A 23875-nucleotide genomic window follows, 5' to 3' on the forward strand; every position below is an offset into this window, starting at 1 on the left:
GTTCAGCGGTGGAGCTGTCGGGTCCAGTCCTCGGGCACGCGGCCGGTCGGGCCCGGGACCGGCTGGTCCGACGGGTGCTCGGACGGCGGGGTCAGCTCGGGGCCGGACTCGTACAGCTCGTCGCCGGCGTAGTCCCAGAACCAGTCCTCGCCCGGCTCGTAGCTCTGCACCAGCGGATGGCCCGTGGACTTCCAGTGGGCGGTGGCGTGCTGGGCGGGCGAGGAGTCGCAGCAGCCGATGTGGCCGCACTGGGCGCAGCGGCGCAGGTGGAACCACCAGCCGCCGACCGCGTCGCAGTCGCCGCAGCCGGTGCCACTGGGCGGGACGCTCGGGTCGACTCCGTCGATGGCGGTCATACGGGCTCCTCGTGGGTCTCGGTTCCGGGCTCGATGCCCGGCTCGGCGACCGGCTCGGCTTCGGTCTCCGGGGCGGTCAGTGGCAGCAGGACCTGGAAGCGGGTGTCACCGGGTGCGGACTCGACCTGGAGGCTGCCGTGGTGCTTGCTGACGACGATCCGCCAGGAGATGTCCAGGCCGAGCCCGGTGCCCTCGCCGACCGGTTTGGTGGTGAAGAAGGGATCGAAGATGCGGCTGCGGATCTCCGCCGGGATACCGGGCCCGGTATCCCGGAACTCCACCAGCAGCCGGTCCCCCTCCCGTGCCGTGCGGACGGTGAGCGTGCCCTCGCCACCAGTGCTCCCGATGGCGAAGACGGCGTTGTCGATGAGGTTGGTCCACACCTGGTTGAGTTCCGCCGGGTACGCGGGCACGTCCGGCACGGAGCGGTCGTACTCCTTGACCACCCGGATCCCGCGGCCGATCTTGCCGGAGAGCATCAGCAGGGTGCTGTCGAGGAGTTCGTGGACGTCGACGACCCGGTGCGGGGCGCGGTCGAGCTGCGAGTACTGCTTGGCGGCGTCCACGAGGTGGGAGATGCGGGTGGTGGAGTCGTTGATCTCGTCCATCAACAGCTCGGTCTCCACCGTGTAGTTGAGCCAGCCGATGGCCCCCGGCAGGATGTCCTCGGCCACCGTCGCCGCCACGTGGTCCAGCCAGTCCGTGTCCAGGCCTGCCTGGACGAAGACCGGTGCGATCCGCCAGCCCTCCGCGATGCCGTGGTCCTCCAGCCAGTCGGCGAGTTCGTCCTCCCGGTCGGATGCCTCCAGGGGGCTCAGCACCGGGGCCTTGGCGACGAGTTCGGCGGTGCGCTCCTGGATCTCGATGAGTTCGGCGAGCGCCTCGCGGGAGTAGGGGCCCTGGGCGATGATCGCCAGCTTGTGCCGCATCTTGCCGACCCGTTCGCGCAGTGCCGCGGTGGCCCGGACGGCCGCCGCGGCCGGGTTGTTGAGCTCGTGGGTGAGTCCGGCCGACAACGAGCCCAGGGCCAGGAGCCGTTCGCGCTGGCCGATGGCCTGCTGGGTGTTCCTGGTACCGAAGAAGAGCCCCTCCAGCAGGTGCGCGGCCATCGGGAACCAATCCCGCATGACGTCCGCGAAAGACTCCGCGGGCAGCACGAAGAACCGCGTCGACTCGGTGACCCGCATCGAGTTGTTGTACGTCTGGGGCACCCGGTCGCCCAGGTAGGCCTGCATGGCTCCCGCGTACACCCCGCGCTGCGAGGTCCGGCCGACCTCCACGTCGTCGGCGCCGACCCGGCGGGACAGTACGACCGTGCCCTCGATCATCACGTAGAAGCAGGTCGCCGGGGCGCCCTCGGCGTACACGGGACCGGCGTCGAACCGCTCGACGCGCCCCTCGGCGCACAGCCGCCCGAGCTGCTCCGGGGAGAGCTTCTCGAAGAGGAACAGCGAGGAGATCTCCTGCGGGCTGCAGGGCATGACCCGCCCGCTCACGACTGCTCCAGGTACCGGTGGACGAGCATGACTGCCATGGCTCCCTCTCCTACGGCGGACGCGACGCGCTTCGCCGAGCTGGCGCGCGCGTCGCCCGCCACGAAGACGCCGGGGACGTTGGTCTCCAGGTGGTAGGGCGGCCGGTCCAGTGCCCACTCGGCCGGCGGTCGGCCGTCCGGGGTGAGGTCCGGACCGGCCAGGATGAAGCCGTGCTCGTCGCGCAGTACCGTACCGTCCAGCCAGTCGGTCAGCGGGGCCGCGCCGATGAAGACGAACATCCACTGGGTGTCGACGAGTTCGCTCGCGCCGGTGTCCACGTCCCGCAGCGTGAGCTGCTCCAGGTGTCCTTCGCCGTGCGCCGCCTCGACGACGGTGCGGGTCCGCACCGTGATGTTCGGCGCTTCCTCGATCTGCTGGATCAGGTAGTACGACATCGACGCGGTCAGGGACTCCCCGCGGACCAGCAGCGTCACCGACTTGGCGCCGCGCGCCAGGTACATCGCCGCCTGTCCGGCGGAGTTGGCGCCGCCGACGATGTACACGTCCTGCTCCAGGCAGGAGGAGGCCTCGGTGAGCGAGGAGCCGTAGTAGACACCGCAGCCGGTCAGGTCGTCGCAGCCGGAGGCCTGGAGCTGCCGGTAGGAGACGCCGGTGGCCAGGATGACGCTGTGCGCGGCGATCGCCGAGCCGTCGGAGAAGCGGACCACGCGCGCCGCGCCGTTGACCTCCAGTCCCGTGACCTCGCGGGCGGTGAGGATCTCGGCGCCGAAGCGGCCGGCCTGGCGGCGGGCCCGGTCCGTGAGCTGTGCGCCCGATACGCCGTCCGGGAATCCGAGGTAGTTCTCGATGCGGGAGCTCTGCCCGGCCTGCCCGCCGGTCGCCGACCGCTCGACCAGGACCGTACGCAGCCCTTCGGAGGCCCCGTACAGGGCCGAGCCGAGGCCGGCCGGGCCGCCGCCGATCACGATGAGGTCGTAGAACTCGGAGGTCGGCGTGGTCGCGAGCCCCACGTGCGCGGCCAGCTCGGGGTCGTCCGGCTCGATCAGCACCCCGCCCCCGGGAGCGATCACCACGGGCAGCCGCTGCCCGTCGGCCCCGGCCGCCAACAGCAGGCGCTGCCCCTCCGGTTCCTCGCTGGAGTACCAGCGGTACGGGACCTGGTTGCGGGCGAGGAAATCCCGCACGGCCGAGGAGCGGGCCGACCAGCGGTGGCCGATGACCTTGGTGGCGGGCACGGGCCGGTGGTCGCTGGAGCGCCAGGCGGCGAGGAGGTCGTCGATGACCGGGTAGAGCTTCTCCTCCGGCGGGTCCCAGGGCTTGAGGAGGTAGTGGTCGAGGTCGACGACGTTGATCGCGTCGATCGCCGCGTTGGTGTCGGCGTACGCGGTCAGCAGCACGCGCCGCGCGCCCGGGTACACGGCCAGGGCCTGTTCGAGGAACTCGATGCCGTTCATCTGCGGCATGCGGTAGTCGGCGAGGATCACGGCGACGAGGTCGCCCCGCAGCTTCAGCTCGCGCAGGGCCTCCAGCGCGGACTCGCCGGATTCGGCGCGCACGATCCGGTACCCGGATCCGTAGCGCCGCCGCAGGTCACGGGCGATGGCCCGGGAGACTCCCGGATCGTCGTCCACGGTCAGGATCACGGTCCGCGCTGTGTCGGCGCCCTCTGTCATGCCTCTCCCGCCCCGAGTTCCCTGGACTGGCGGCGCGGCGCGGCGAGCCGCCCGCGCCCGGTTCCCGCCCATCGTATGTTCGATCGGCCGGGTCCGCTCCGGGACGCCCGCGAAGCCGTGGTGCACACCCCCGGTAGGCGCAGGTCAGGCGGGCGGGCGCAGGGTCAGGCGGGTGGGCGGGGCCGTCAGCGGCGGCGGCAGGCGCAGGCCCCCGGCGCCGGGGGTGAACGAGCCGAGGACGCTCGGATGCCGGGCGCCGGTGCAGGAGGGGACGGTTCCCGGCAGGCCGTGCGCGGTGAGCCAGCCCAGGACGGCGAAGGCGTACGCCTCCTTCGTGCCCGACGGCATCCCCAGCTCCTCCGAGGTCCGCAGCACCGCGCCCGCGCCCGCGCCGCCGAGCTCCTCGCGCAGCGCGCGCATCAGGACCGGGTTGCGGGTGCCACCGCCCGATGCGATCACCTCCGTGGCCCCGAGGGGCCGCAGGGCGTCGGCGACGGTCCGGGCGGTGAGGCGGGTCAGGGTGGCGAGGACGTCCTCGGCGGGCAGCGGCCCGAAGGCGTCCAGCGCCGCACGCAGATACGGCAGGTGGAAGAGTTCCTTGCCCGTGGTCTTCGGCGCGGGCAGGGCGTAGTACGGCTCCTCCAGCAGTCTGCGCAGGAGCGGCTGGTGCACGGTTCCCCGGGCGGCCAGCGCGCCGTCCGCGTCCATGCGGCGCTCCCGGCCTCCGGGGCCGGGCCCGGCGAGCTCCCGTACCGCCGCGTCGATCAGCGCGTTGGCGGGCCCGGTGTCGAAGGCCAGGGGGTCACCCTCCGGGATCACGGTCACGTTCGCGATGCCGCCCAGGTTGAGGGCCACGGGCACGCCCGGCCGTCCCCGCAGCCACATGACGTCGACGACGGCGACCAGGGGAGCGCCCTGGCCGCCGGCGGCCACGTCGCGGGTGCGGAAGCCGGAGACGACGGGGCGGCCGGTCGCCTCTGTGATCCAGGCCGGCTCGCCGATCTGCAGGGTGCCGTGGACCCGGCCGGCCTCGGACCAGTGGTAGACGGTCTGCCCGTGGGAGGCGATCAAGTCGGCCCGCCCGTCGCACAGTTCGCGGTCGGCCCGGACCGCTGCCGCGGCGAAGGCCTGGCCGATGCGGGTGTCGAGGCGGCACACCGTGGCCAGATCCGTCGCGGCGGGCGGCAGCGCCCCGGCCAGCGCCGCCCGCAGGTCCTCCCCGTACGCCGTGCTGATCATGCCCAGCGGTGTGAGCACCAGCGTGTCCCCGTCCAGGGCGAGGTCGGCGGCGGCCGCGTCGATGGCGTCGTACGAGGTGCCGGACATCAGCCCGATCACCCGCAGGGCGCTCACCTCAGCGCCCGCTCGTGGTCGTCGCCGCGCAGTGTCAGCAGTGCGGCGGCGCTCACCGCGCAGGCAGCGGCGGCGTAGTAGGCGGGGATGTCGGTGTCCCCGGTCCACTGGACGAGCTCGGTGATGATCAGCCCGGCGCTGCCCGAGAACACGGCGTTGGACAGCGCGTACGCCAGCCCGAGCCCGGTGTAGCGGACGGTGGTCGGGAACATCTCGGCCAGCATCGCGGGCCCGGGGCCGGCCATCAGCCCGACGGCCGCCCCCGCCCCGAAGAGCGCCGCCCCCTTCGCGTACACCGGCGTGCCGGTGTCCTGCACCAGGTTCAGCAGCGGCAGGGCGAGTACGGCGACCAGCAGCGCTCCGGCCACCATCACCGGGCGGCGCCCGATCCGGTCGCTCAGCAGGCCGGCCGGAAGGATCGACGCCGCGAAGCCCAGGTTCGCCAGGGCGGTGGCGGCCAGCGCCTGCTGGAAGGAGGCGCCCAGGGTGCTCTGGAGGTAGGAGGGCAGGACCACCAGGAAGGTGTAGCCGGCCGCCGACCACCCCATCAGCCGCCCGGCGCCCAGGGCGACGGCCCTGACCGTTTCCCCGGCGGGCGGTCGCCGTACGGGTTCGCTCCGGTCGCCGACGGCGGCCGTGAAGGCGGGGGTCTCGTCGAGAGCCAGCCGCAGGCACAGTGCGACCAGCCCGAGCGGCAGCGTCAGCAGGAAGGGCAGCCGCCAGCCCCATCCGTCGAGCTGCGCGGTGGTGAGCACGGCCGCCAGGAGCGCGGCCGTCCCCGCGCCCGCGAGCAGGCCGAGCGATACGGTGAAGGACTGCCAGGCCCCGTACAGCCCCCGGCGGCCCGGCGGCGCGGACTCCGTCATGACCGACACCGCTCCCCCGAACTCCCCGCCCGCCGACAGCCCTTGGACGATCCGCAGCAGGGTCAGCAGGCACGGGGCGGCCGCGCCGATGGACGCGTACGTCGGCAGGGCGCCGATGAGGGTCGTGGCGGCGGTCATCAGGCAGATGACCAGCACGAGCGTCGGCCGCCGGCCGATCCGGTCGCCGAGCCGCCCGAACAGGGCGGCCCCGACCGGCCGGAAGAAGAACGCGAGGGCGAAGGACGCGTAGGTCCTGACGAGCCCCGCCACGGCGCTGCCGCCCTCGGGGGTGAAGAAGTGCGCCGCGATGACGGTGGCGAAGTACCCGTAGACGCCGAACTCGTACCACTCGATGAAATTGCCGACGGACCCCGCCACCAGTGCCCGGTGGTGGGAGCCGGCCGGCCGGACTGGCGCGGGAGAGCGGAGCGGACCGGGGGCGGGTGCGGGCATGGGGCCAGCGTGCTGACGGGAAGGCCGCGCCACAAGTCGCGTCCGCCATCTGCCGTACGTCCCGGCGCGCCCCGCGCCGGTCCGCGGAGCCCCGATCGCCCCGGCCCGTCGTAGGCTCGGTCCCGTCCGTGACACACCAGGCGGCATGCTGCGCGGAGCCCGCACGCCCAAGGTGCACGACTGGCTCGTGAACTACGTGGTGAAGAAGAGCCCGCACGGGACTATCCGACTCCCCCGGGCTGTACGTCTCCGTTCGCGCCCGCCTGGATCGCCGAGATGGTGCGGCGGCAGGAAGGCGAATAGGACGCGGCCCCGCCTCAGCGCGTCTTGAGCCTCAGCGCATCTTGAGCGCGTGTCCGGGGGCGAGGGCCTCGGAGATGCGTTCGGCGATGGTCTGGGCGGAGTTGCCCGCGGGGCTCTTGGGGCCCTGCGTCACGGTGACGGAGATCGCGAGCTTCTTCGCCGGCAAGTAGGCCTGGACGGCCGCGTACCCGGAGAAGGACGGGTTCGTCAGGATCCAGCCGTCGACGACGATCACGCCCAGGCCGAAGTGGTGGGCCGCCGTATTGGTCAGCAGGCAGACGCTCGCCGGGCACGTGGCCGTCGCGTGGCCGAGGCCCAGGGTGCCCGGATCGAGCTGGGTCTTGAAGGACTGCGCGGAGAGCAGTTCCCCGGTCCCGATGGCACGTGCCGACCGGTCCAGATCGCAGATGTTCTGGACGAGGACCGCGCCGGGGGCGGTGGTCCACGAGGGGTTCCAGAAGGTTGATTCCTCGTAGGTGCCGCGCTCGGAGGTGAAGGAGTGCAGCACGGGTTCCGGGATCTGCGGTGTGTACTGGTTGCTGGTCTGGCTCAGCCCGAGCGGTTCGTACACGTGCTGCGTGAGCAGCACGTCCAGCGGGAGGCCGCTGATCTTCTCGAGCGCGGCGCCGAGGATCGCGAAGTTGGCGTGCGAATAGCTCCAGTTGGTCCCCGGCTTGTAGAGGAGCGGCTTGGTCGTGGCGATCCCGATGACCTCGGCCGGTGTCCACTTGCGGAACGGTGCGGCTTCGAGCTCCTTGAGGAAGGCGGGGTCCGTGACGTAGTCGTGCAGGCCGGAGGTGGAGCTGCCGAGCATCCGCAGGGTGATCTCCGAGCCGTGCGGCACGTCCGGCAGCCAGCGGGACACCGGGTCGTCGAGTGAGGCCTTGCCCTGTTCGACGAGTTGGAGCAGGACGGCGCCCATGTAGACGATGGCCACGGACCCGGTACGGAAGTGCATGGACGGCTCGGCCGGGACCCCCGTCATCGATTCGCCGAGAGCCGTGGTGAGGACTTCCCGGCCGTCGGAGGAGACCCGCAGGACCACCGAGTTCAGACCGAACTCCCGCTGTGCCTGCTGAGCGATGGTGAGGATCGCGCGGGCGTCGCCCGCGGCGGGGCCGGGCGAGCTGACACAGGCCCGCGGGGCCGCCGCGGCGGGTTCCCCGGCCGCGGCCGTCCCGGCCGGAAGGGCGGCGCCCGTCAGTCCGGCAAGGCTCAGCAAGACCGTACCCATGCGTCTCACCCCGTCAGTATCTGCGCGTGGGGCGAACGGCGCATTCGGGGCGCGGAGCGTCCATTCGGATGTCGAGATGTTCCGCGAGGTCTTCCAGAGCCATGTGATGTGTGCCATGTTACATCGCACACATCATCGCCGTGTACACGACAGGGTTGGATTCCCCACCAACTCCAGTCGTCCGTACGGCACTTATTGCCCGTCCGCCGTGTTGCCAGCACGGCGGCAGACCGGCTCGGAGGCCGACCCCCCATGCGAAGTTCCCCCACCACGAAGGGCCGCGTCCGGCCCCTCATAGCCGCGCTGGCCTGCTGTCTGGGCCTGACCCTGCTCGCCCCCGCCGGTCAGGCCTTCGCGCGCGAGCCGAAGCCCGCCGCACCGGCGCCGGCCTGGACACCGGGCGCCGCCCCGCAACCCTCCACGGAATCGGCCGCGGCCGCCGCACTGAGGGCGGAGCACGCCGCCCGGCCGGACACGGACCTGTCCCGGCGCGCCCCGCTCCGGGCCGCCGCCACGGACCCGGCACAGACCAAACAGCGCGCCGCCAAAGCCAAGTTGGCGTCCGGCACGGGCGCGAGCAGTGGCGTCGGCGCCCTCGCCGCGGCCTGCAACGTCTCCGACTTCACCTCGAAGACCGGCAGTGCGCTGGTCCAGCAGATCAAGGCTTCCGACCTCGACTGCGTGAACACCCTGTTCCAGCTCAAGGGCGCCGACGCCAAGGCCGCCTTCCGCGAGGCGCAGATGGTCTCGGTGGCGGACGCGCTGCGCTCCACCTCCGCCGGCTACCCCGGCAACAACAGCACGTCGGCCGGTCAGCTCGTGCTCTTCCTGCGCGCCGGGTACTTCGTGCAGTGGTACAACGCGTCCACCGTCGGCACTTACGGACCGGCCCTCAAGAGCTCGATCCAGGGCGCCCTGGACGGCTTCTTCGCCTCGCCGCGCTCCCAGGACGTGACCGAGGCCAACGGACAGACCCTGTCCGAGGCGGTCGTCCTGATCGACAGCGCCCAGGAGAACGCGCGCTACCTCGGCGTGGTCAAGCGGCTGTTGACCGGATACAACTCCTCCTACGACGCCTCCTGGTCGATGGTGGCCGCGGTCAACAACTCCTACACCGTCCTGTTCCGCGGCCACCAGACCGCCGAGTTCCTGCCCGCCGTGCAGGCGGACCCGAGCGTCCTGACCGTGCTGCGCGACTTCGCCGTCGCCCACGACGCCCTGCTGGGCACCGACAAGGCCTATCTGACGGCCAACGCCGGCCGTGAACTGGGCCGTTTCCTCCAGCATGCGGAGCTCCAGGCGACCGTGCGGCCGCTCGTCAAGCAGCTCCTCGACCGCGGCTCGATCACCGGCCGGACCGCCTCCCTCTGGGTGCCGCTGGCCGAGATGACCTCCTCGTACGACGCGGCCAACTGCGCCTACTACAACACCTGTGACCTGCCGAGCCGGGTGCGCGCCGCGGTCCTGACCGTCAATCACACCTGCAGCCCGAGCCTGCGGATCGTCGCGCAGCAGCTGACGGCCGCCGAACTGGCCGCCAGCTGCACCAGCCTGGCCAACCAGGACGCCTTCTTCCACAACGTGGTCAAGGACAGCGGTGCGGTCGCGAACGACAACAACACCACCATCGAGGTGGTGGTGTTCGACTCCAGCGCCGACTACCAGACCTACGCCGGGACCATCTTCGGCATCAGCACCGACAACGGCGGCATGTACCTGGAGGGCGACCCGGCCGCCGCCGGGAACCAGCCGCGCTTCATCGCGTACGAGGCGGAGTGGGTGCGGCCCGAGTTCCAGATCTGGAACCTCAACCACGAGTACACCCACTACCTCGACGGCCGCTTCGACATGTACGGGGACTTCGACCTGGGCATGACGACCCCGACCGTGATGTGGGTCGAGGGCTTCGCCGAGTACATCTCGTACTCGTACCGCAACGTCACCTACGACCGGGCGGTCACCGAGGCCGGCAAGAACACGTACAAGCTCAGCACGCTGTTCGACACCACCTACGACAACTCCGACCAGACCCGCGTCTACCAGTGGGGCTACCTGGCGGTGCGCTACCTGCTCCAGTCGCACCCGCAGGACGTGGCCACGCTGCTCGGCCACTACCGCACCGGGAACTGGGCCGCCGCCCGCACCCTGCTGACCTCCACGATCGGCACCCGCTACGACGCCGACTTCGCGGCCTGGCTGGCCAAGTGCGCCGCCGGTGACTGCGGGGGAAGCACCAACCCGCCCGCCAACCAGGCCCCGGTGGCCGCTTTCACGAGCGCGGTCAACGGTCTGGCCGTCAACTTCACCGACTCCTCCACGGACGCGGACGGCACCATCGCCTCCCGTTCCTGGAACTTCGGTGACGGCGGCGCCGGTTCCACCGCCGCCAACCCGGCCAAGACCTATGCCGCGGCCGGCACCTACACCGTGACCCTCACCGTCACGGACAACAAGGGCGCCACCGCTAGCACCAGCAAGGCGGTCACCGTGGGAGCCGCCGGGCCCGCCGAGTGCACCAACTCCGACGTCCGGGTGCTGGGCGACAACTGCCTGCGCTCCAACGTCTCGGCCACCACCGGGAACTACCGCTACTTCTACCTGAACGTCCCCGCCGGCACCGCGTCCCTCAAGATCTCCGTCGCGGGCGGCACCGGCAACGCGGACCTGTACTACAGCCCCACCAGCTGGGCCACCACCGGCAACTACACGGCCCGCTCGGTCCAGAGCGGCAACACCGAGACCCTCACCATCAACAACCCCGCAGCCGGCTACGTCTACATCAGCCTCTACGCCGCCCAGGACTTCGCCAACACCACCGTCTCCGCGCGGTTCGGGGCGCCCCAGGCGGAGTGCGCGGCCTCCGACACCCGGGTGCTGGCTGCGGACTGCCACCGTTCCAACGTCTCGGCCACGACCGGGAACTACCGCTACTTCTACGTGAACGTCCCGGCCGGCACGGCCTCCCTCGACATCGCCGTCGCGGGCGGCACCGGCAACGCCGACCTGTACTACAGCCCCACCACCTGGGCCACCACCGGCAACTACACGGCCCGCTCGGTCCAGAGCGGCAACACCGAGACCCTCACCATCAACAACCCCGCAGCCGGCTACCTCTACATCAGCCTCTACGCCGCCCAGGACTTCGCCGACACCACCGTCTCCACCCGCTTCTGAACCCGACCCCCATCCCGGCCGGCCCCCGCCCCTCCCCGGAGGAGTGGGGGCCGGCCCGGTGTCACATTCGGCGTCCCCGCTCGGTCCTCGCTGCAGAAGCCGGAAATCCGAGGGAAGGGACCGTCACCATGAAGACCGTCATCGTCTGCGCCTCCGTGTCGCACGGCAATACGCGTCGCGTCGCCGACACCATGGCCCGGGTACTGGGCGCGAAGGTGGTCACCCCCGAGCAGGCCGACCCGGAGGAGCTGGCCGGAGCCGACCTGCTGGGATTCGGATCGGGCGTCTTCTACGGCAGGCTCCACCCCAGCCTGACCGCCGCCGTCGAGGCGCTGCCCGCGGGACCGGGCCGGGCTTTCGTGTTCGCCACCAGCGGGCTCCCGGAGCTGTCCCTCGCCCCCTTCACCCGCCCCCTGGTCCGGCTCCTCGAAGCCAAGGGCTTCGGGGTGGACGGGAGCTTCTCCTGCCGGGCGTTCGACACGTGGGCTCCCTTCAAGCTCGTGGGCGGCATCAACAAGCAGCGCCCGAACCCCGGCGACCTCGCCGCCACCCGGGCCTTCGCCGAGCGCCTGCGGGACGGGGCAGGGGCGCGGCCCTGACCGTGCCACCGCGTCACTCCGACGGGGGCTCCGGACGCCTGATCCCCGAGGTGGACGCCTGATGCGGAGCGTGACCTACTCGAGGGACGTCTGCAGGTGTGCGAGGTACACCTGCGGGTCCGGGCCGTGGGCCAGGTCCTGGGCTCCGTGGCGGACGTGGGCCAGGTCTCCGGCCGGACCGATGCGCAGCATGGTGGTGGCCGCGTGGGCGGCGTCGGGGCGGCGCAGCGCGTCGGCGTCGACGACGGTGACTCCGGGCCCGAACATCTCCGCCGCCCGGGCCGCGGTGGCCGCCGGCGGCTGTCCGGTCCGGTTGGCGCTGCTGACGTAGAGCCGCGGGAAGCGGGTCAGCAGCGGGGAGAGCGGCTGCCAGTGCGCGCCGAAGAGCAGGAGGTGGCCGTCGCGCAGGGCCGGGGCGGTCCAGGACGGGAGCGGGGCGTCCGCGCGTACGGGCACCAGCAGCGTGACCAGTTCCTCGCGCAGCAGGGTGAAGGCGGTGCGCAGGGCGGCCGGCTCCAGGTCGAGGTGGGGGGCGAGGCCGCTCCAGGTGGTGTCCTCGTGGACCCACAGGGCGACTTCCTGATCGGTGGGGCGGCCCTTGGCCGCGTTGACGGCCCGGGGCGTGGTGGCGGTGACCACGTAGGTGAGCGGGCTGGGGTTGGGCAGGATGACGGCCTCTCCGGCCTGCAGTGCGTGGGCGGCGGCGCCGACGGCGGGGAGGGGGGTGTCCGGCATGGGTGGTGTCCGTTCAGGGTGCGGGCGTGGGAGGCGCGGCGGGCGTGGGAGGCGCGGCGGGCGTGGGAGGCGCGGCGGGCGTGGGAGGGGTCGCGGGCGTCGGAGACGTAGCTGCCGTGGCGGGCGTCAGGCCACGCAGGTATTCGGCGAAGTCCTGGTCGGGGACCACGGCCTGGTTGAGGCGGTAGGCGCGGTCCTTGACCCAGGCCAGGGCCTCGCCGGTCCGATCCGCGTCCAGCCGGTGGCCCAGGCGCTCGGCGACGGCGAGCAGGACGCGACGGCTGGCGAGGTGGGTCAGGACCACGGTCGGCGCGAGGCCGAGGAGTCGCTCGGGGTCGTAGGGCTGGAAGGTGCGCGGGTGCGTGAAGGGGGTGCCCGTGGAGATGGTGGCGACCCCGGTGCCCACGATGGGGGTGGTGACGGTGAGCGGCACCCCGGTCTCGGCGGACACCATCCGGGCGATGCCCGGCAGCCGCGTCAGGTCGGGTGGCGTCCACCACGGCTCACAGTCGGGGCCCAGTATCTGGGCGGCCTTGCCCGGGTCGTGCGCGAGGAGGAAGAGCAGTTGTTCTGTGGCGACCATTCCGCTGCGCTCGGCCATGCCCAGCCAGGAACAGGCCGCGACCCGTGCTCCGCTCTCGAGTGCGGCCAGGGTGTTGGCCAGGCCGAGACCGAGGTCGTTGTGGAGGTGGGAGACCAGGACGGTCTCCGGTCCCGCGTCGGCGGCGACCCGTTGGAACAACGTCCGGGTCTGGCCGGGCAGCAGGTCGCCGACCGTGTCGGCCAGCACGATCGTGGCCGCTCCCTGCGCCGTCATCCGGCCGGCATACTCGGCCACCAGGGCGTGGTCCGCTCGGGGCGCGTCCACCAGGCAGACGTCCACCGCGATGCCGTTTGCGCGGTCCACGGCCTCCTTGACCACGTCCAGGCCGCGGGCCAGGGCGGTCCGGGCGTCGCTGTGCACGAGGGCCCGGGCGGTGGCTTCCGAAGCGGCCACGATCACCATGATCCGCCCGTGCGCGGCGCCCCGTACCGCGCTGAGCGCCAGTCGTACGTCCTGCACCGTGCCCCGGCAGATCGCGGACGGGCTGACCGATCCCTGTGCTTCCAGGGCGACTTGCCGGGTCGCCTCGAACTCCTGCCCGCACACGGAGGGGAATCCGGCGGCGAACACCACGTGCCGGGGGCCGTCCGCTCCGAACACCGCTCCCTGTTCGCGGGCGAGCCGGACCCTGAAGTCGGCGCTCATCAGGGTCTTCGCCTGGGCCCCGTCCCGTGGCGACTCCTCGAACAGCACGACCCGTCCGGCTCCGGCCGACTCCCGTACCACGTCCACTGCGGACACCATCCGAGCTCCCGTTCCCGCGGGGAAGTCGGCCCCCTGGGCGAACGGCCGCCGCGCCCCGCGCAGATGATCCGGGGCGATCGTACGGCGGCGCGGGGGTGCGCGGCCGCGAAGCCGATAACAGTGGCCCGGCCACGCAAGTCTTTGAGGCCTGTTCATCCCCGCGTGACCTGCACCTCCCCGACGGAAGGGGTACAGGCGCTCGAATGGACATCCCAAAGGTCTGGACCACATGAGACGCGCCAATCCCGTGTCTGATTCGGCTTGTTGGCCGTCCCGCAACAAATGGTCTATACCTGTGGCGCTATGGTGGCCACCTGAAACGGGCGCATAAACAGCCGTGGGGGGCTTTATGACCTTTTCTCATCTTCCGCAACCTCCTTCCGACGAAGAGCTCTACTGGTACTTCGGCCCGCAACGGCGCTGGGTCCTCATCAGCACCTCGCTCGCCTTCGTCTTCACCGCGGCGACCATGTTCACCTTCGCGCTGCGCACCCCGGCCCTGTGGGCCTTCCTCGCCGTCCTCGGGCTCAACGTCGTCGCCCTCACCCTCTCCTCGGTGAACAGTCTGCGCCAGCGCCGGCTCACCAGACCCTCGCACGAGGTCCTCGTACACGCCTGGCAGCCCGCCCGACTGCCGCGCGTGGACCTGTACTTGCCGACCTGCGGGGAACCGCTCCCGGTCCTGGACAACGCCTACCGCGCCGTCGCGGCCGTCGACTGGCCCGATGCACTGACCACTTGGGTCCTGGACGACGCCGACCGGCCCGAAGTCGCCGCGCTGGCGGCCTCGTACGGGTACGAGTACGTCGTGCGCCCGGACCGGGGACACCTGAAGAAGGCCGGCAACCTCAACCACGCGCTGACCCTGAGCGACGCCGAGTTCATCGCCATCCTCGACGCCGACTTCGCACCCCGGGCCGACTTCCTGCGCCACCTCGTCCCCTACCTGGCCGACCCGGCCGTGGGCATCGTGCAGAGCCCGCAGTGCTTCGACACCGACGAGACCATGGGCTGGATCCAGCGGGCCGCCGGCTCCGCCCAGGAGTGGTTCTTCCGCTGGATCCAGCCGTCCCGGGACGCCAGCGACGCCGCCATCTGCTGCGGCAGCAACGCCGTCTACCGGCGCAGCGCCATCGACCTGGCGGGCGGCTTCGCCCGCCTCGACCACAGCGAGGACCTCTACACCGGCCTCGCCCTCCACGCACAGGGGTTCCGCACCCTGTACGTACCGGTGCTGGTCGCCAAGGGCACCTCCCCCGACCAGGTCACCTCCTTCGTCAACCAGCAGTACCGGTGGGCGATGGGAAACCTCCACCTGCTCGGCACCCCCGTACTGCGGCGGATGGGCGCGCCCTGGCGGATGAGGCTGTGCTTCTACGAGGGCGTCGTCGGCTACCTGGCCGCCGCCGTGAACACCTTCGCTGCGCCGCTGCCGCCCCTGGTGATGATGTTCTGGTACCCGGACCACATCCGGCCCTGGCACGTCCTGCCGCTGCTCGCCCCGCTGTGGCTCTGGCACGTGCTGCTGCCGCGGATCAGCCGGACCCGCTGGCGGGTGGAGGTCATCCGGGCCAACGTGCTCACGAGCGTCGCCGCCGCCACCGCCTTCCTGCACACCCTGCGCGGCCGCAGCGCCGACTGGGTGCCCACCGGCGCCCGGAGCCCGGGCTCCTCCGGCGGGATGGCCCGCCGGGTGGTGGGCGTCTCGCTGCTCTGGCTGGTCCTGTCCAACGGCGCCGCCGCCGCGGGGCTCGCGCTGGCCGTGGCCCGCAACGGCTGGGAGCCCAACTGGGGCCTGCTCCTCTACTTCCTGGTGCAGTGCCAGATCAACGGACCGCTGATCCGCGACCTGATCGCCGAGCTGCGCCCGGCGGCGGCCGCAGCCCCGGTCCCGGCCACCGTCCGCCGACGCGGTCCCGTACGGGCCTTCGCGTTCTCCGGCTCCGGCCTGCTGCCCCGCCGCTGGCCCGAAACCCTCGCCGCCTCGGCGGTCCTCCTGCTCACCGGCCTGGTGGCATCCGGGTGGGTCAACCCGATGCTTCCCTGGCTGAGTTGAAAGGCTTCACCACCATGCCGTTCCCCCTGGCACCCGGCGCGCACCACGACCGGCGCGCCGCCGAGCCACCGTCCGGACCCCCGTCGTCCCCGGCGTCCCCGGCACCCCCGCCGCGCCCCGGCGGCGAGTCCGGACCCAGCCCGCACCGGTCCGCCTTCCGCCCCGACATCGAGGGGCTGCGCGCCCTCGCGGTCCTCGCGGTCCTCGCCTTCCACGCCGGGGTTCCGGGGCTCGCGGGCGGCTTCGTCGGCGTGGACGTGTTCTTCGTCGTCTCCGGCTACCTCATCACCGGCCTACTCGTCAGGGAGGCGGTCACCACCGGCCGGATCCGGCTCCTGGACTTCTTCTCCCGGCGGGCCCGCAGGCTCCTGCCCTCCGCCGCCGTCGTCCTGGCCGCGGTGGCCCTGGCCGGGGCCTGGCTGACCGTCCCGCTGCGCCGCGCCGACCTGGAGCACGACGTGGTCGCGGCGGCGCTCTCCGCCGCCAACTGGCGGTTCGTCGCCCAGCAGACCGACTACCTCGCCGCCGGACAGGACCAGAGCCCGCTGCTGCACTTCTGGTCCCTGGCCGTCGAGGAGCAGTTCTACCTCCTCTGGGCCCCGCTGCTCGCCCTGATCGTGCTCGGCGCGACCCGGTCGGTGCGCCGCGGCCGCGCCGTGCGCTCCGCCGTGTGCCTCGCCGCCGTCCCAGTGACCCTCGGGTCGTTCGCGCTGTCGCTGCGGTGGACGGAGCATTCCGCCTCGCTCGCCTACCTCGCGACGCCCTCGCGCGTCTGGCAGTTCGGCATCGGCGCGCTGCTGGCCCTGCTGCCCTGGCACCTCATGCGGGGCCCCCGGCCGCTGCGGCTGCTGTGCGGCTGGGCCGGGGCCGCGGCGATCCTGTGGTGCGTGGTCTCGTACGACACCTCCACGCCCTTTCCCGGCTACGCGGCCCTCGTGCCGACCCTGGCCACCGGGGCCGTCATCCTCGCCGCGATACCCGGCCGGGGCGAGCGCACCGCGATCGGCGCCCACGGGGTCGGCCGGCTGCTGGCGGGCCGGGCACCCCGGGCGGTGGGGCGGCTCTCCTACAACCTGTACCTGTGGCACTGGCCGGTGCTCGTCCTGGCCGAGGCCCGGTTCGGCGCCCTGGGCTGGCCGGTGAAGGCCGCGCTCACGCTGGCCGCCGCACTGCCCGCCTACGCCACCATGCGCTGGGTCGAGCGACCGCTGCGCCGCAGCCGCACGGTCTCCGAACTCCCGCGCCGCGGGCTGTCGGTGGGCGTCACAGCCGTGGTGCTGCCCTTGGTGCTCGCCCTCGTGGTGGGGACCGCGACCCTGAACCTGCTCGGTCCGGCCGCGCCGATCACGCTGAACGGCCTGCCCCCGGGCGCCGCTTCCGGCCCCCATCTGCTCGCCCGGACGGACGCGGCACCGCTCCCGGACGGCCCCGTGGTCCCCGGACCCGTCCAAGCGCGGGGGGACTTCCCGCCGGACGGTGACTGCGAGGTGGCCCCGGCGGTGACCCGCAGCCCGGACTGCCTGTTCGGCGCGGTCGACAGCCCGGACCGGATCGTGCTGCTCGGCGACTCGCACGCGGGCCAGTGGTTCTCCGCGATGCTCGCCATGGCCTCACAACGCGGCTGGGCGCTCCAGGAGTTGGTGAAACAGGGCTGCCCGCTGCCCCAACTGGCCGTGGACAGCCCGCAGCTCGGCCGCGCCTACCGGGAGTGCGACACCTGGCGGGCCGACACCCTGGACCGGCTGCGCAAGCAGCCCAAGCCCCGCCTCATCGTGATCTCCTCCCTCAACCGCTACACATCCGATCCCGAACTCCTGGCGGCCGGCTGGGAGAAGACCTTGGAGCCGCTGCGGGCGCTCGGCGTCCCCATCGTCTACATCGAGGACACCCCCGTACCCGGTACGGACGTCCCCGCGTGCGTCTCCGGCAGCCCCGGGGCCCCCGACGCCTGCGCGTTCAGCCGCGGGAAGGCCCAGCAGCCCGATCCGCTGGCGCGGCGGATCGCCTCCGGCTCGCTGCCCGGCGTACTCGGCGTCGGCGTGAACGAGGTCCTGTGCCCGGGGGACGGCCCGAGCTGCCCGGCCGTACTGGACCGCATCCTGCTCTACCGGGACGACGCCCACCTGACCAATGTCGCGGTCGTGGTCCTGACCCCCCGGCTGGAACGGCTGCTCACGGAGTCCGGGGCACTGCCCGCCCCGGCCGCGGCCGGGGCGCCGAAGGCGACCGGGTGGACCGAGCTGCTGCGCGAGGACTTCGACGGCCCCGCGGGCAGCGGCCCCTCCGCCGCCGACTGGGTGCACGACACCGGCACCTGCTACCCGGGATGCCCGGCACCCCAGTGGGGTACGGGCGAGATCGAGACCATGACCGACTCGACCGAGAACGTCCGCCTCGACGGCAAGGGGGTCCTCGAGATCGTCCCCACCCGCCGGGACGGCCGGTGGAGTTCGGGACGGATCGAGACCAGGCGCTCCGACTTCGTGCCGCCCCCGGGCGGCACCCTGCGCATCGAGGCCTCGATCGCCCTGCCCGAGGTCACCGGCGCGAAGGCGGCGGGCTACTGGCCGGCGTTCTGGACCCTCGGGGCCCCGCTGCGCGAGGGGTACACGGGCTGGCCGGGCATCGGGGAGCTCGACGTGATGGAGTCGGTGAACGGCCGGGACAGCGTCTACGCGACCCTGCACTGCGGGATCCTCGAAGGCGGCCCGTGCCGCGAGCCGGCCGGGCTGAGCTCGGGGCCGCGGCCGTGCGAGACCTGCCGCTCGGGGTTCCACTCGTACGCCGTCGAGGTGGACCTCTCCCCCGGCGGCGAGGAGGTGCGCTGGTACCTGGACGGCCGCGTGCACCACCGGGTGGCCGCCTCCGCGATGGACCCGGGCACCTGGAAGCGGGCGGTGGACCACGGACTGTTCCTGATCCTCAACGTGGCCATCGGCGGAAGCCTCCCGCTGGCCGACGGCGCGGCCCCGGGCCCGGACACCGAACCGGGCCACCCGATGCGCGTCGACAACGTCACGGTCTCCAGCAGGGCGCGACCCTCGTAGGAGGGGAAGGGTGGGACAGTGGTAGGCATGTGCGGCCGATACGCCTCGTCCCGGGCACCGGAAGACCTCGCGGGACTCTTCGACGCCCGGCTCGACCCGGGTCGGACCCTCGGGCCCTCGTGGAACGTGGCCCCCACCGACGAGGTGTGGGCGGTACTGGAACGCGCCGCGAAGGACACCGGAGAGGTACGGCGGCAACTGCGCCCGGTGCGCTGGGGCCTGGTGCCCTCCTGGGCCAAGGACCCGGCCGCGGGATCGCGGATGATCAACGCGAGGGTGGAGAGCGTCCACGAGAAGCCGGCCTACCGGCGGGCCCTGGCCAAGCGGCGGTGCCTGCTGCCCGCGGACGGCTTCTACGAGTGGGTCGCCGTGCCCGCCACCGGGTCGGCCAAGGCGTACAAGCAGCCCTACTTCATCCGCCCCCGGAGCGGATCCGTCATGGCCATGGCCGGGCTGTACGAGTTCTGGCGCGACCCCGCGGTCGCCGACGCGGACGACCCGGACGCCTGGCTCACCACGGCCACGATCATCACCACCGAGGCCACCGACGCGGCCGGCCGCATCCACCCCCGCATGCCGCTGGCCCTCGACCCGGGCGACTACGAGGCCTGGCTCGACCCCACCCACCAGAACGCGACGGGGCTGCGCGCCCTCCTCCACACCCCCGCCGGCGGCCGCCTCGCGGTGACCGCCGTCTCCACAGCCGTCAACAGCGTCCGCAACAACGGCCCCGACCTGATCACCCCGAGCGCCTGACGGGACCCTCGCGCGCAGCACCGTAGGAGGATTTCGGGGCGCTGGCGCCGTGGCCGGTCACAGGACTAGGTCGTGTCGTCAAAGTCTCGTCTGGCTGGCGCCACTTTGACGACACTCCCTAGGTGTGTGGTCCCGGGTACCGCGGGTAGCGGGGGCTGGCCCCACCCCCGATCGGCCGGACAGCCCTATGGCCCGGTGGATCCCGTGTCGGCGACGGTAGGGCGGTACCCAGCAAGTCGCCTGCAGAGAAGGCAAATTCGTGCGCATCGTCACGGCCACCGCCGTTGCCCTGGCCCTCGTCGGCGCAGCCGCGCCGACCGCCACCGCCCACCAGCCGGCCACCGACGGAATCTGGCGCACCGACGGCTACGGCACTGTGCTGTCCATCCGGAACGGAACCCTCCAGGAGTACCAGACCACCGCCGTCAGCTGCATCGCGGGCGACACCGCACGGTGGACCGGCCCCGGCGCCTACACCACGCCCGGAGGCATCGTCCTCACCGTGCGCACCCGCGGGGCCCGCGACCGCGCCTCCGTACGGCTGGACGGCGACGTCGGCGAACGGAACCTGCGCCGGATGACGGAACTGCCCGACGCCTGCACGCGTTCCGCCCCCGGGGGACCGCTCGCCTCCTTCGACGTCTTCTGGCAGTCCTTCGAGGAGAACTACCCCTTCTTCGCCGCCAAGGGCATCGACTGGCACGCCGTACGCGACCGGTACCGGCCCACCGTCCACGAAGGGACGACCCCGGACGAACTCTTCGCCGTTTTCGGCAAGATGGTCGAGCCGCTCCACGACGCCCACGTCGCCGTCTGGGACATCGACGGTGACGGCGACGGTGACCCCGACCGGGCCTTCGCGCAGGTCCGCCCAGGCACCGTGCGGCCCGACGGGAAGCTCGACGCCAAGGTCAAGAAGTTCGTCGTGGAGCGCGACCTCAAGGACGCCCGGAACCTCCAGGACTTCGCCGCCGGGCGGATCACCTACGCCGACCTCCCCGGCGGGCAGGGCTACCTGCGGATCTCCGGCTTCGGCGGCTACGCGGGCGGCGACGCCTCCTACGCCGCCGAGCTGGCCGAGCTCGACAAGGCGCTGGACACGATCCTCGGCCAGGAGCGCACCCGGCACCTGAAGGGCCTGGTCATCGACCTGCGGATCAACGGCGGCGGCTCCGACGCCATGGGGCTCCACCTTGCCGGGCGGCTGACCGACACGCCCTACCTCGCCTACTCCAAGCGAGCTCGCAACGATCCCGCGGACCCCACCCGGCACACGCGCCCCCAGCCCCTGTACGTCACGCCCGCCCAGGGCCCCCGCTACACCGGGCCGGTCGCCGTACTGACTGGCGGCTCCACCGTCAGCGCGGGAGAGACCTTCACCCAGGCCCTCATGGACCGGCCCGGCCGGACCGTGCGGATCGGGCAGCCCACGCAGGGCGTCTTCTCGGACGTCATGGTGCGCAAGCTCCCCAACGGCATGTCGCTCTGGCTGCCGAACGAGGAGCTGCTGACCCGGTCGGGCAGGACCTTCGACGGCGCGGGCATCCCGCCGCACCTCACCGAGCCGGTCTTCACCACGGAGGAGTTCGACCAGAACAAGGACTCGGCCTTCGACCGGGCCGTGAAGGTCCTGCGGGACTAGGACGGCTCCTCCCGGAGACGCCCCGGCCCCGCAGGCCTAGGAGTTGCCGTCAAAGTGTCACGCCCACATCAGGAGCGATGCGAGGGTGACGGCTGTTTGGTAGGACTGGGCTGTCTTGTCGTACCGGGTGGCGATACCGCGCCACTGCTTGAGGCGGTTGAAGCTGGTGGGCGCGGACGACGGTGGAGTCGACCGACACCAGCCACTCGATATCGCCTGCCGCGTCTGCCTTTGCCTGCGCGGCCCGGAGCATCCGCTCGAAGGTCCCGTCCGCTGCCCACCTGCGGAAACGGGTGTGGAGGCTGGCCCACGACCCGTACCGCTCAGGGACATCCCGCCAGGCGACCCCGGTGCGGAACTTCCACACGATTCCATTCAGGACCGTCCGGTCGTCCAGCCGGGGCCGCCCGAAACCAGGCCGGGGCAGCAGCGGTTGCACGAGTTCCCACTCGACATCGGACAGTTCATGGCGACGTATCACGACACCATGATCCACAACGCAAGATCACTTTGACGACAGACCCTGGGCCAGGTCGTGGCCCGTGGCGGCGCGGGCGTACGAGTACAGGGCGGCGATGACTTCGGTACGGGTGCGGCGGCCGGCCAGGACCTCCATCTGGTAGCCGTCCTCCATGGCGACGAAGTTCGCGGCGAGCAGCCGGGGCGGGTCCTGGAGGGCGAAGTGGCCCTGGGCGCGGCCGAGGACCAGGATGCCCGAGTACACCGCGATCTGGCGTTCCGTCAGTGCGCTGTCCAGTGCCGCCGCCCTCGCGTCGCGCAGGCAGCGCGGCCAGTACTCGAAGAGCAGCCGGGTCAGTGCGTCGTCGGGTCCGCCGGCGACGCCGTTGTCGATGCAGGCCCGCAGTTTGTCGCGGGCGTCGTCGAAGCGGTCCGCGGCCTCTTCGCGTTCCTGGCTGTAGCGCTCGATGGCCTGCTGGTAGGTCGCTTGGACGAGGGCGTCGAGATCCCCGTAGTACAGCACCGCGGCGGGCGTGACCCCCGCCTCCTCGGCGACGTCGCGCAGCCGCAGGCCCTCCAGTCCGCGCGCGAGTACGGCGCGCTCCACCGCCTTGCCCAGCTCCGCGCGGCGGTTCTCCTTGCCGCTGCCCTTCCTGGCTGCCACGCCCACCTCTTCCGAAGATCCTCTTTATATGCAGCTTTAACAATAACGATCCAGCTCTTGACGGTCCAGGATCCCAGGTCTTAAATCTGCGTTTAACAAAGCGCTCCCCCCTCTGCGGCCTCCAGGAGGCATCATGACCAACCCGACCGACACCGGGGCGAGAACCGGGCCGGCGCCCGCCCCGGCCGGCAAGGGGCTGCGCGGCGGTTCCGTGGGCCTGCTCGCCTCCGTCACCCTCGGGCTGTCGTCCGTGGCGCCGGCGTACAGCATCGCCGTCACCCTCGGCTTCGTGACGCTGACCGTCGGGAACCTGGCCCCCGCCGCCCTGCTCCTCGGCTTCCTGCCCGTCCTGCTGACCGCGTTCGCCTTCCGCGAGCTCAACCGGGTGATGCCCGACTGCGGAACCACCTTCGTGTGGACCACCCGCGCCTTCGGGCCGGTGACGGGCTGGCTCGCGGGAGGCTGGGTGCCCACCTGCGCCACGCTCATCGCGATGACCGCCCTGTCCCAGGTCGGCGCCGGCTACCTGCTGCACCTCCTCGGCCTGAACTCCCTCGCCGACAGCGGCACGGCCGTGACGGTCACCGCGGTGCTCCTGCTGGCCGTCGTCACCTCGATCGCCTACCGGGGACTGCAGCTCGCGGCCTCCGTCCAGTACGTACTGCTCGGCCTCCAGCTGCTGGCCCTGCTCGGCTTCGGCGTCACCGCCTTCGGCCGGGCCGGAGCCGCCGCCCCGTCCCTCGCCTGGCTCAACCCCTTCGCGTTCGACGGTCTCGGGTCGCTGGCCGAGGCCGTACTGCTGTGCCTGTTCATCTACTGGGGCTGGGACGCCCTGATCACGGCGAACGAGGAGACCCGCGACGGCGACCGCGTCTCCGGCCAGGCCGCCGTCATCTCCACCGTGGTGCTGCTGGGGACCTACCTCTTCACCGCGTTCGCGGCGATCAGCTTCGCCGGCACCGGCACCGACGGCATCGGCCTGGGCAATCCCGACAACGCCGCGGACGTCCTGAGCACCCTCGCCCCGCCGGTGCTCGGCACCGCCCTGGCCAAGGCCATGCAGCTGGCCGTCTGCATCTCGGCCGTCTCCGCGCTGCTGACCTGCCTGGTCGGCAGCTCACGCAGCACCCTGTCCATGGCCTCCCACGGAGCCCTGCCGTCCGCGCTGGCCCGCATCCACCCGCGCCACCGCACCCCCGCCTTCGGAACCCTCTGCTTCGGAGCGGCCGCGGCCTGCCTGCTCGTCCTGCTCACGCTCGTCTCCGGAGACTTCCTCGGCGACGCCATCCTCTGCGTCGGGCTGCTCATAGCCTGCTACTACGGCACCACCGCGCTGGCCTGCGTCTGGCACTTCCGCAAGGGGCTCCTGGACTCCCCGCGCGACCTGCTGCTGCGCGGGGTCCTGCCCCTGGTGGGCGGAGCACTGATGCTGGCGGCCTTCGCCCGCAGCGCCCACGACATGTACGACCCGGCCTACGGGAGCACCTCCTTCCACGGCATCGGCGGGGTCTTCCTCCTCGGAGCCGGCTCGATCGCCGCGGGCGCCCTGGCCGTGGCCGTCGTCCGCACCCGCTTCCGGCGCTTCTTCCGCGACGGCCGCACCTCGGTCGCCGATCCCGCCCTGACCGTCACCGAGCCCACCCTCACCAAGGACTGACGAA

16 protein-coding genes and 2 pseudogenes are annotated in these 23875 nt (G+C 72.2%); 7 read left to right on the forward strand and 11 right to left on the reverse strand.

Features of this window, described 5'->3' with window-relative positions; all coding sequences use genetic code 11:
- Positions 1-2: 2 nt before the first annotated feature.
- The 6 genes from OG490_RS02840 to OG490_RS02865 form a co-directional block, all read right to left on the reverse strand.
- On the reverse strand, positions 3-356 hold the full coding sequence (locus OG490_RS02840) for a UBP-type zinc finger domain-containing protein (protein ID WP_330294679.1): 354 nt from the start codon (positions 354-356) through the stop codon (positions 3-5).
- On the reverse strand, positions 353-1852 hold the full coding sequence (locus OG490_RS02845; RefSeq protein WP_330294680.1) for an ATP-binding protein: 1500 nt from the start codon (positions 1850-1852) through the stop codon (positions 353-355). Before OG490_RS02845 ends, OG490_RS02840 begins: the two co-directional genes overlap by 4 nt.
- Positions 1849-3525, reverse strand: coding sequence for an FAD-dependent oxidoreductase (locus OG490_RS02850; RefSeq protein ID WP_330294681.1), 1677 nt, complete (start codon positions 3523-3525; stop codon positions 1849-1851). Before OG490_RS02850 ends, OG490_RS02845 begins: the two co-directional genes overlap by 4 nt.
- Positions 3526-3669: 144 nt before the next feature.
- Positions 3670-4869, reverse strand: a complete 1200-nt coding sequence (locus OG490_RS02855; RefSeq protein ID WP_330300750.1) for an anhydro-N-acetylmuramic acid kinase — start codon at positions 4867-4869, stop codon at positions 3670-3672.
- A gap of 5 nt (positions 4870-4874) precedes the next feature.
- Complete coding sequence (locus OG490_RS02860; protein ID WP_330294682.1) at positions 4875-6197, reverse strand: MFS transporter; 1323 nt, start codon at positions 6195-6197, stop codon at positions 4875-4877.
- A gap of 334 nt (positions 6198-6531) precedes the next feature.
- Positions 6532-7734, reverse strand: a complete 1203-nt coding sequence (locus OG490_RS02865) for a serine hydrolase domain-containing protein (protein WP_330294683.1) — start codon at positions 7732-7734, stop codon at positions 6532-6534.
- Positions 7735-7986: 252 nt separating this feature from the next.
- On the opposite strand from OG490_RS02865, the gene OG490_RS02870 reads away from it, so the two are divergent.
- Complete coding sequence (locus tag OG490_RS02870; RefSeq protein ID WP_330294684.1) at positions 7987-10908, forward strand: collagenase; 2922 nt, start codon at positions 7987-7989, stop codon at positions 10906-10908.
- A 128-nt stretch (positions 10909-11036) separates the two neighbouring features.
- Positions 11037-11507 (forward strand): flavodoxin family protein, encoded by a 471-nt coding sequence (locus OG490_RS02875; RefSeq protein WP_330294685.1) that lies wholly within the window; start codon positions 11037-11039, stop codon positions 11505-11507.
- 75 nt (positions 11508-11582) lie between these two features.
- On the opposite strand, the gene OG490_RS02880 is transcribed toward OG490_RS02875, so the two are convergent.
- Complete coding sequence (locus OG490_RS02880) at positions 11583-12242, reverse strand: Sua5/YciO/YrdC/YwlC family protein (RefSeq protein WP_330294686.1); 660 nt, start codon at positions 12240-12242, stop codon at positions 11583-11585.
- A gap of 13 nt (positions 12243-12255) precedes the next feature.
- Positions 12256-13590, reverse strand: coding sequence for a 2-isopropylmalate synthase (locus OG490_RS02885; protein ID WP_330294687.1), 1335 nt, complete (start codon positions 13588-13590; stop codon positions 12256-12258).
- A gap of 349 nt (positions 13591-13939) precedes the next feature.
- Between OG490_RS02885 and OG490_RS02890 the strand changes: the two genes are divergently transcribed.
- From OG490_RS02890 to OG490_RS02905, 4 genes are all read left to right on the forward strand, one after another.
- Positions 13940-15646 (forward strand): glycosyltransferase family 2 protein, encoded by a 1707-nt coding sequence (locus tag OG490_RS02890; RefSeq protein WP_330294688.1) that lies wholly within the window; start codon positions 13940-13942, stop codon positions 15644-15646.
- A 14-nt stretch (positions 15647-15660) separates the two neighbouring features.
- Positions 15661-18693: an acyltransferase family protein gene (locus OG490_RS02895; RefSeq protein ID WP_330294689.1), complete on the forward strand. Its 3033-nt coding sequence runs from the start codon at positions 15661-15663 to the stop codon at positions 18691-18693.
- A 27-nt stretch (positions 18694-18720) separates the two neighbouring features.
- Entirely contained in the window at positions 18721-19449 is a 729-nt protein-coding gene (locus OG490_RS02900; protein WP_330294690.1) for an SOS response-associated peptidase, read from the forward strand.
- Positions 19450-19708: 259 nt separating this feature from the next.
- The gene (locus tag OG490_RS02905; RefSeq protein WP_330294691.1) at positions 19709-21091 is read left to right on the forward strand and encodes a S41 family peptidase; all 1383 of its coding nucleotides are present in this window, start codon (positions 19709-19711) and stop codon (positions 21089-21091) included.
- Positions 21092-21148: 57 nt separating this feature from the next.
- Here the strand turns inward: OG490_RS02905 and OG490_RS39085 are convergent.
- The 3 genes and pseudogenes from OG490_RS39085 to OG490_RS02910 form a co-directional block, all read right to left on the reverse strand.
- Positions 21149-21253, reverse strand: a pseudogene (locus tag OG490_RS39085) (IS5/IS1182 family transposase); the annotation flags it as partial.
- Positions 21254-21266: 13 nt separating this feature from the next.
- A pseudogene (locus OG490_RS39090) lies at positions 21267-21587 on the reverse strand (transposase); the annotation flags it as partial.
- Positions 21588-21596: 9 nt separating this feature from the next.
- Entirely contained in the window at positions 21597-22214 is a 618-nt protein-coding gene (locus OG490_RS02910; protein WP_330294692.1) for a TetR/AcrR family transcriptional regulator, read from the reverse strand.
- A gap of 133 nt (positions 22215-22347) precedes the next feature.
- Between OG490_RS02910 and OG490_RS02915 the strand changes: the two genes are divergently transcribed.
- A complete protein-coding gene (locus OG490_RS02915; protein ID WP_330294693.1) occupies positions 22348-23871 on the forward strand; it encodes an APC family permease in 1524 nt (507 codons plus the stop codon).
- Positions 23872-23875 lie beyond the last annotated feature (4 nt).

The sequence above is a fragment of the Streptomyces sp. NBC_00503 genome (assembly GCF_036346895.1).
Taxonomy (GTDB): Bacteria; Actinomycetota; Actinomycetes; order Streptomycetales; family Streptomycetaceae; genus Streptomyces.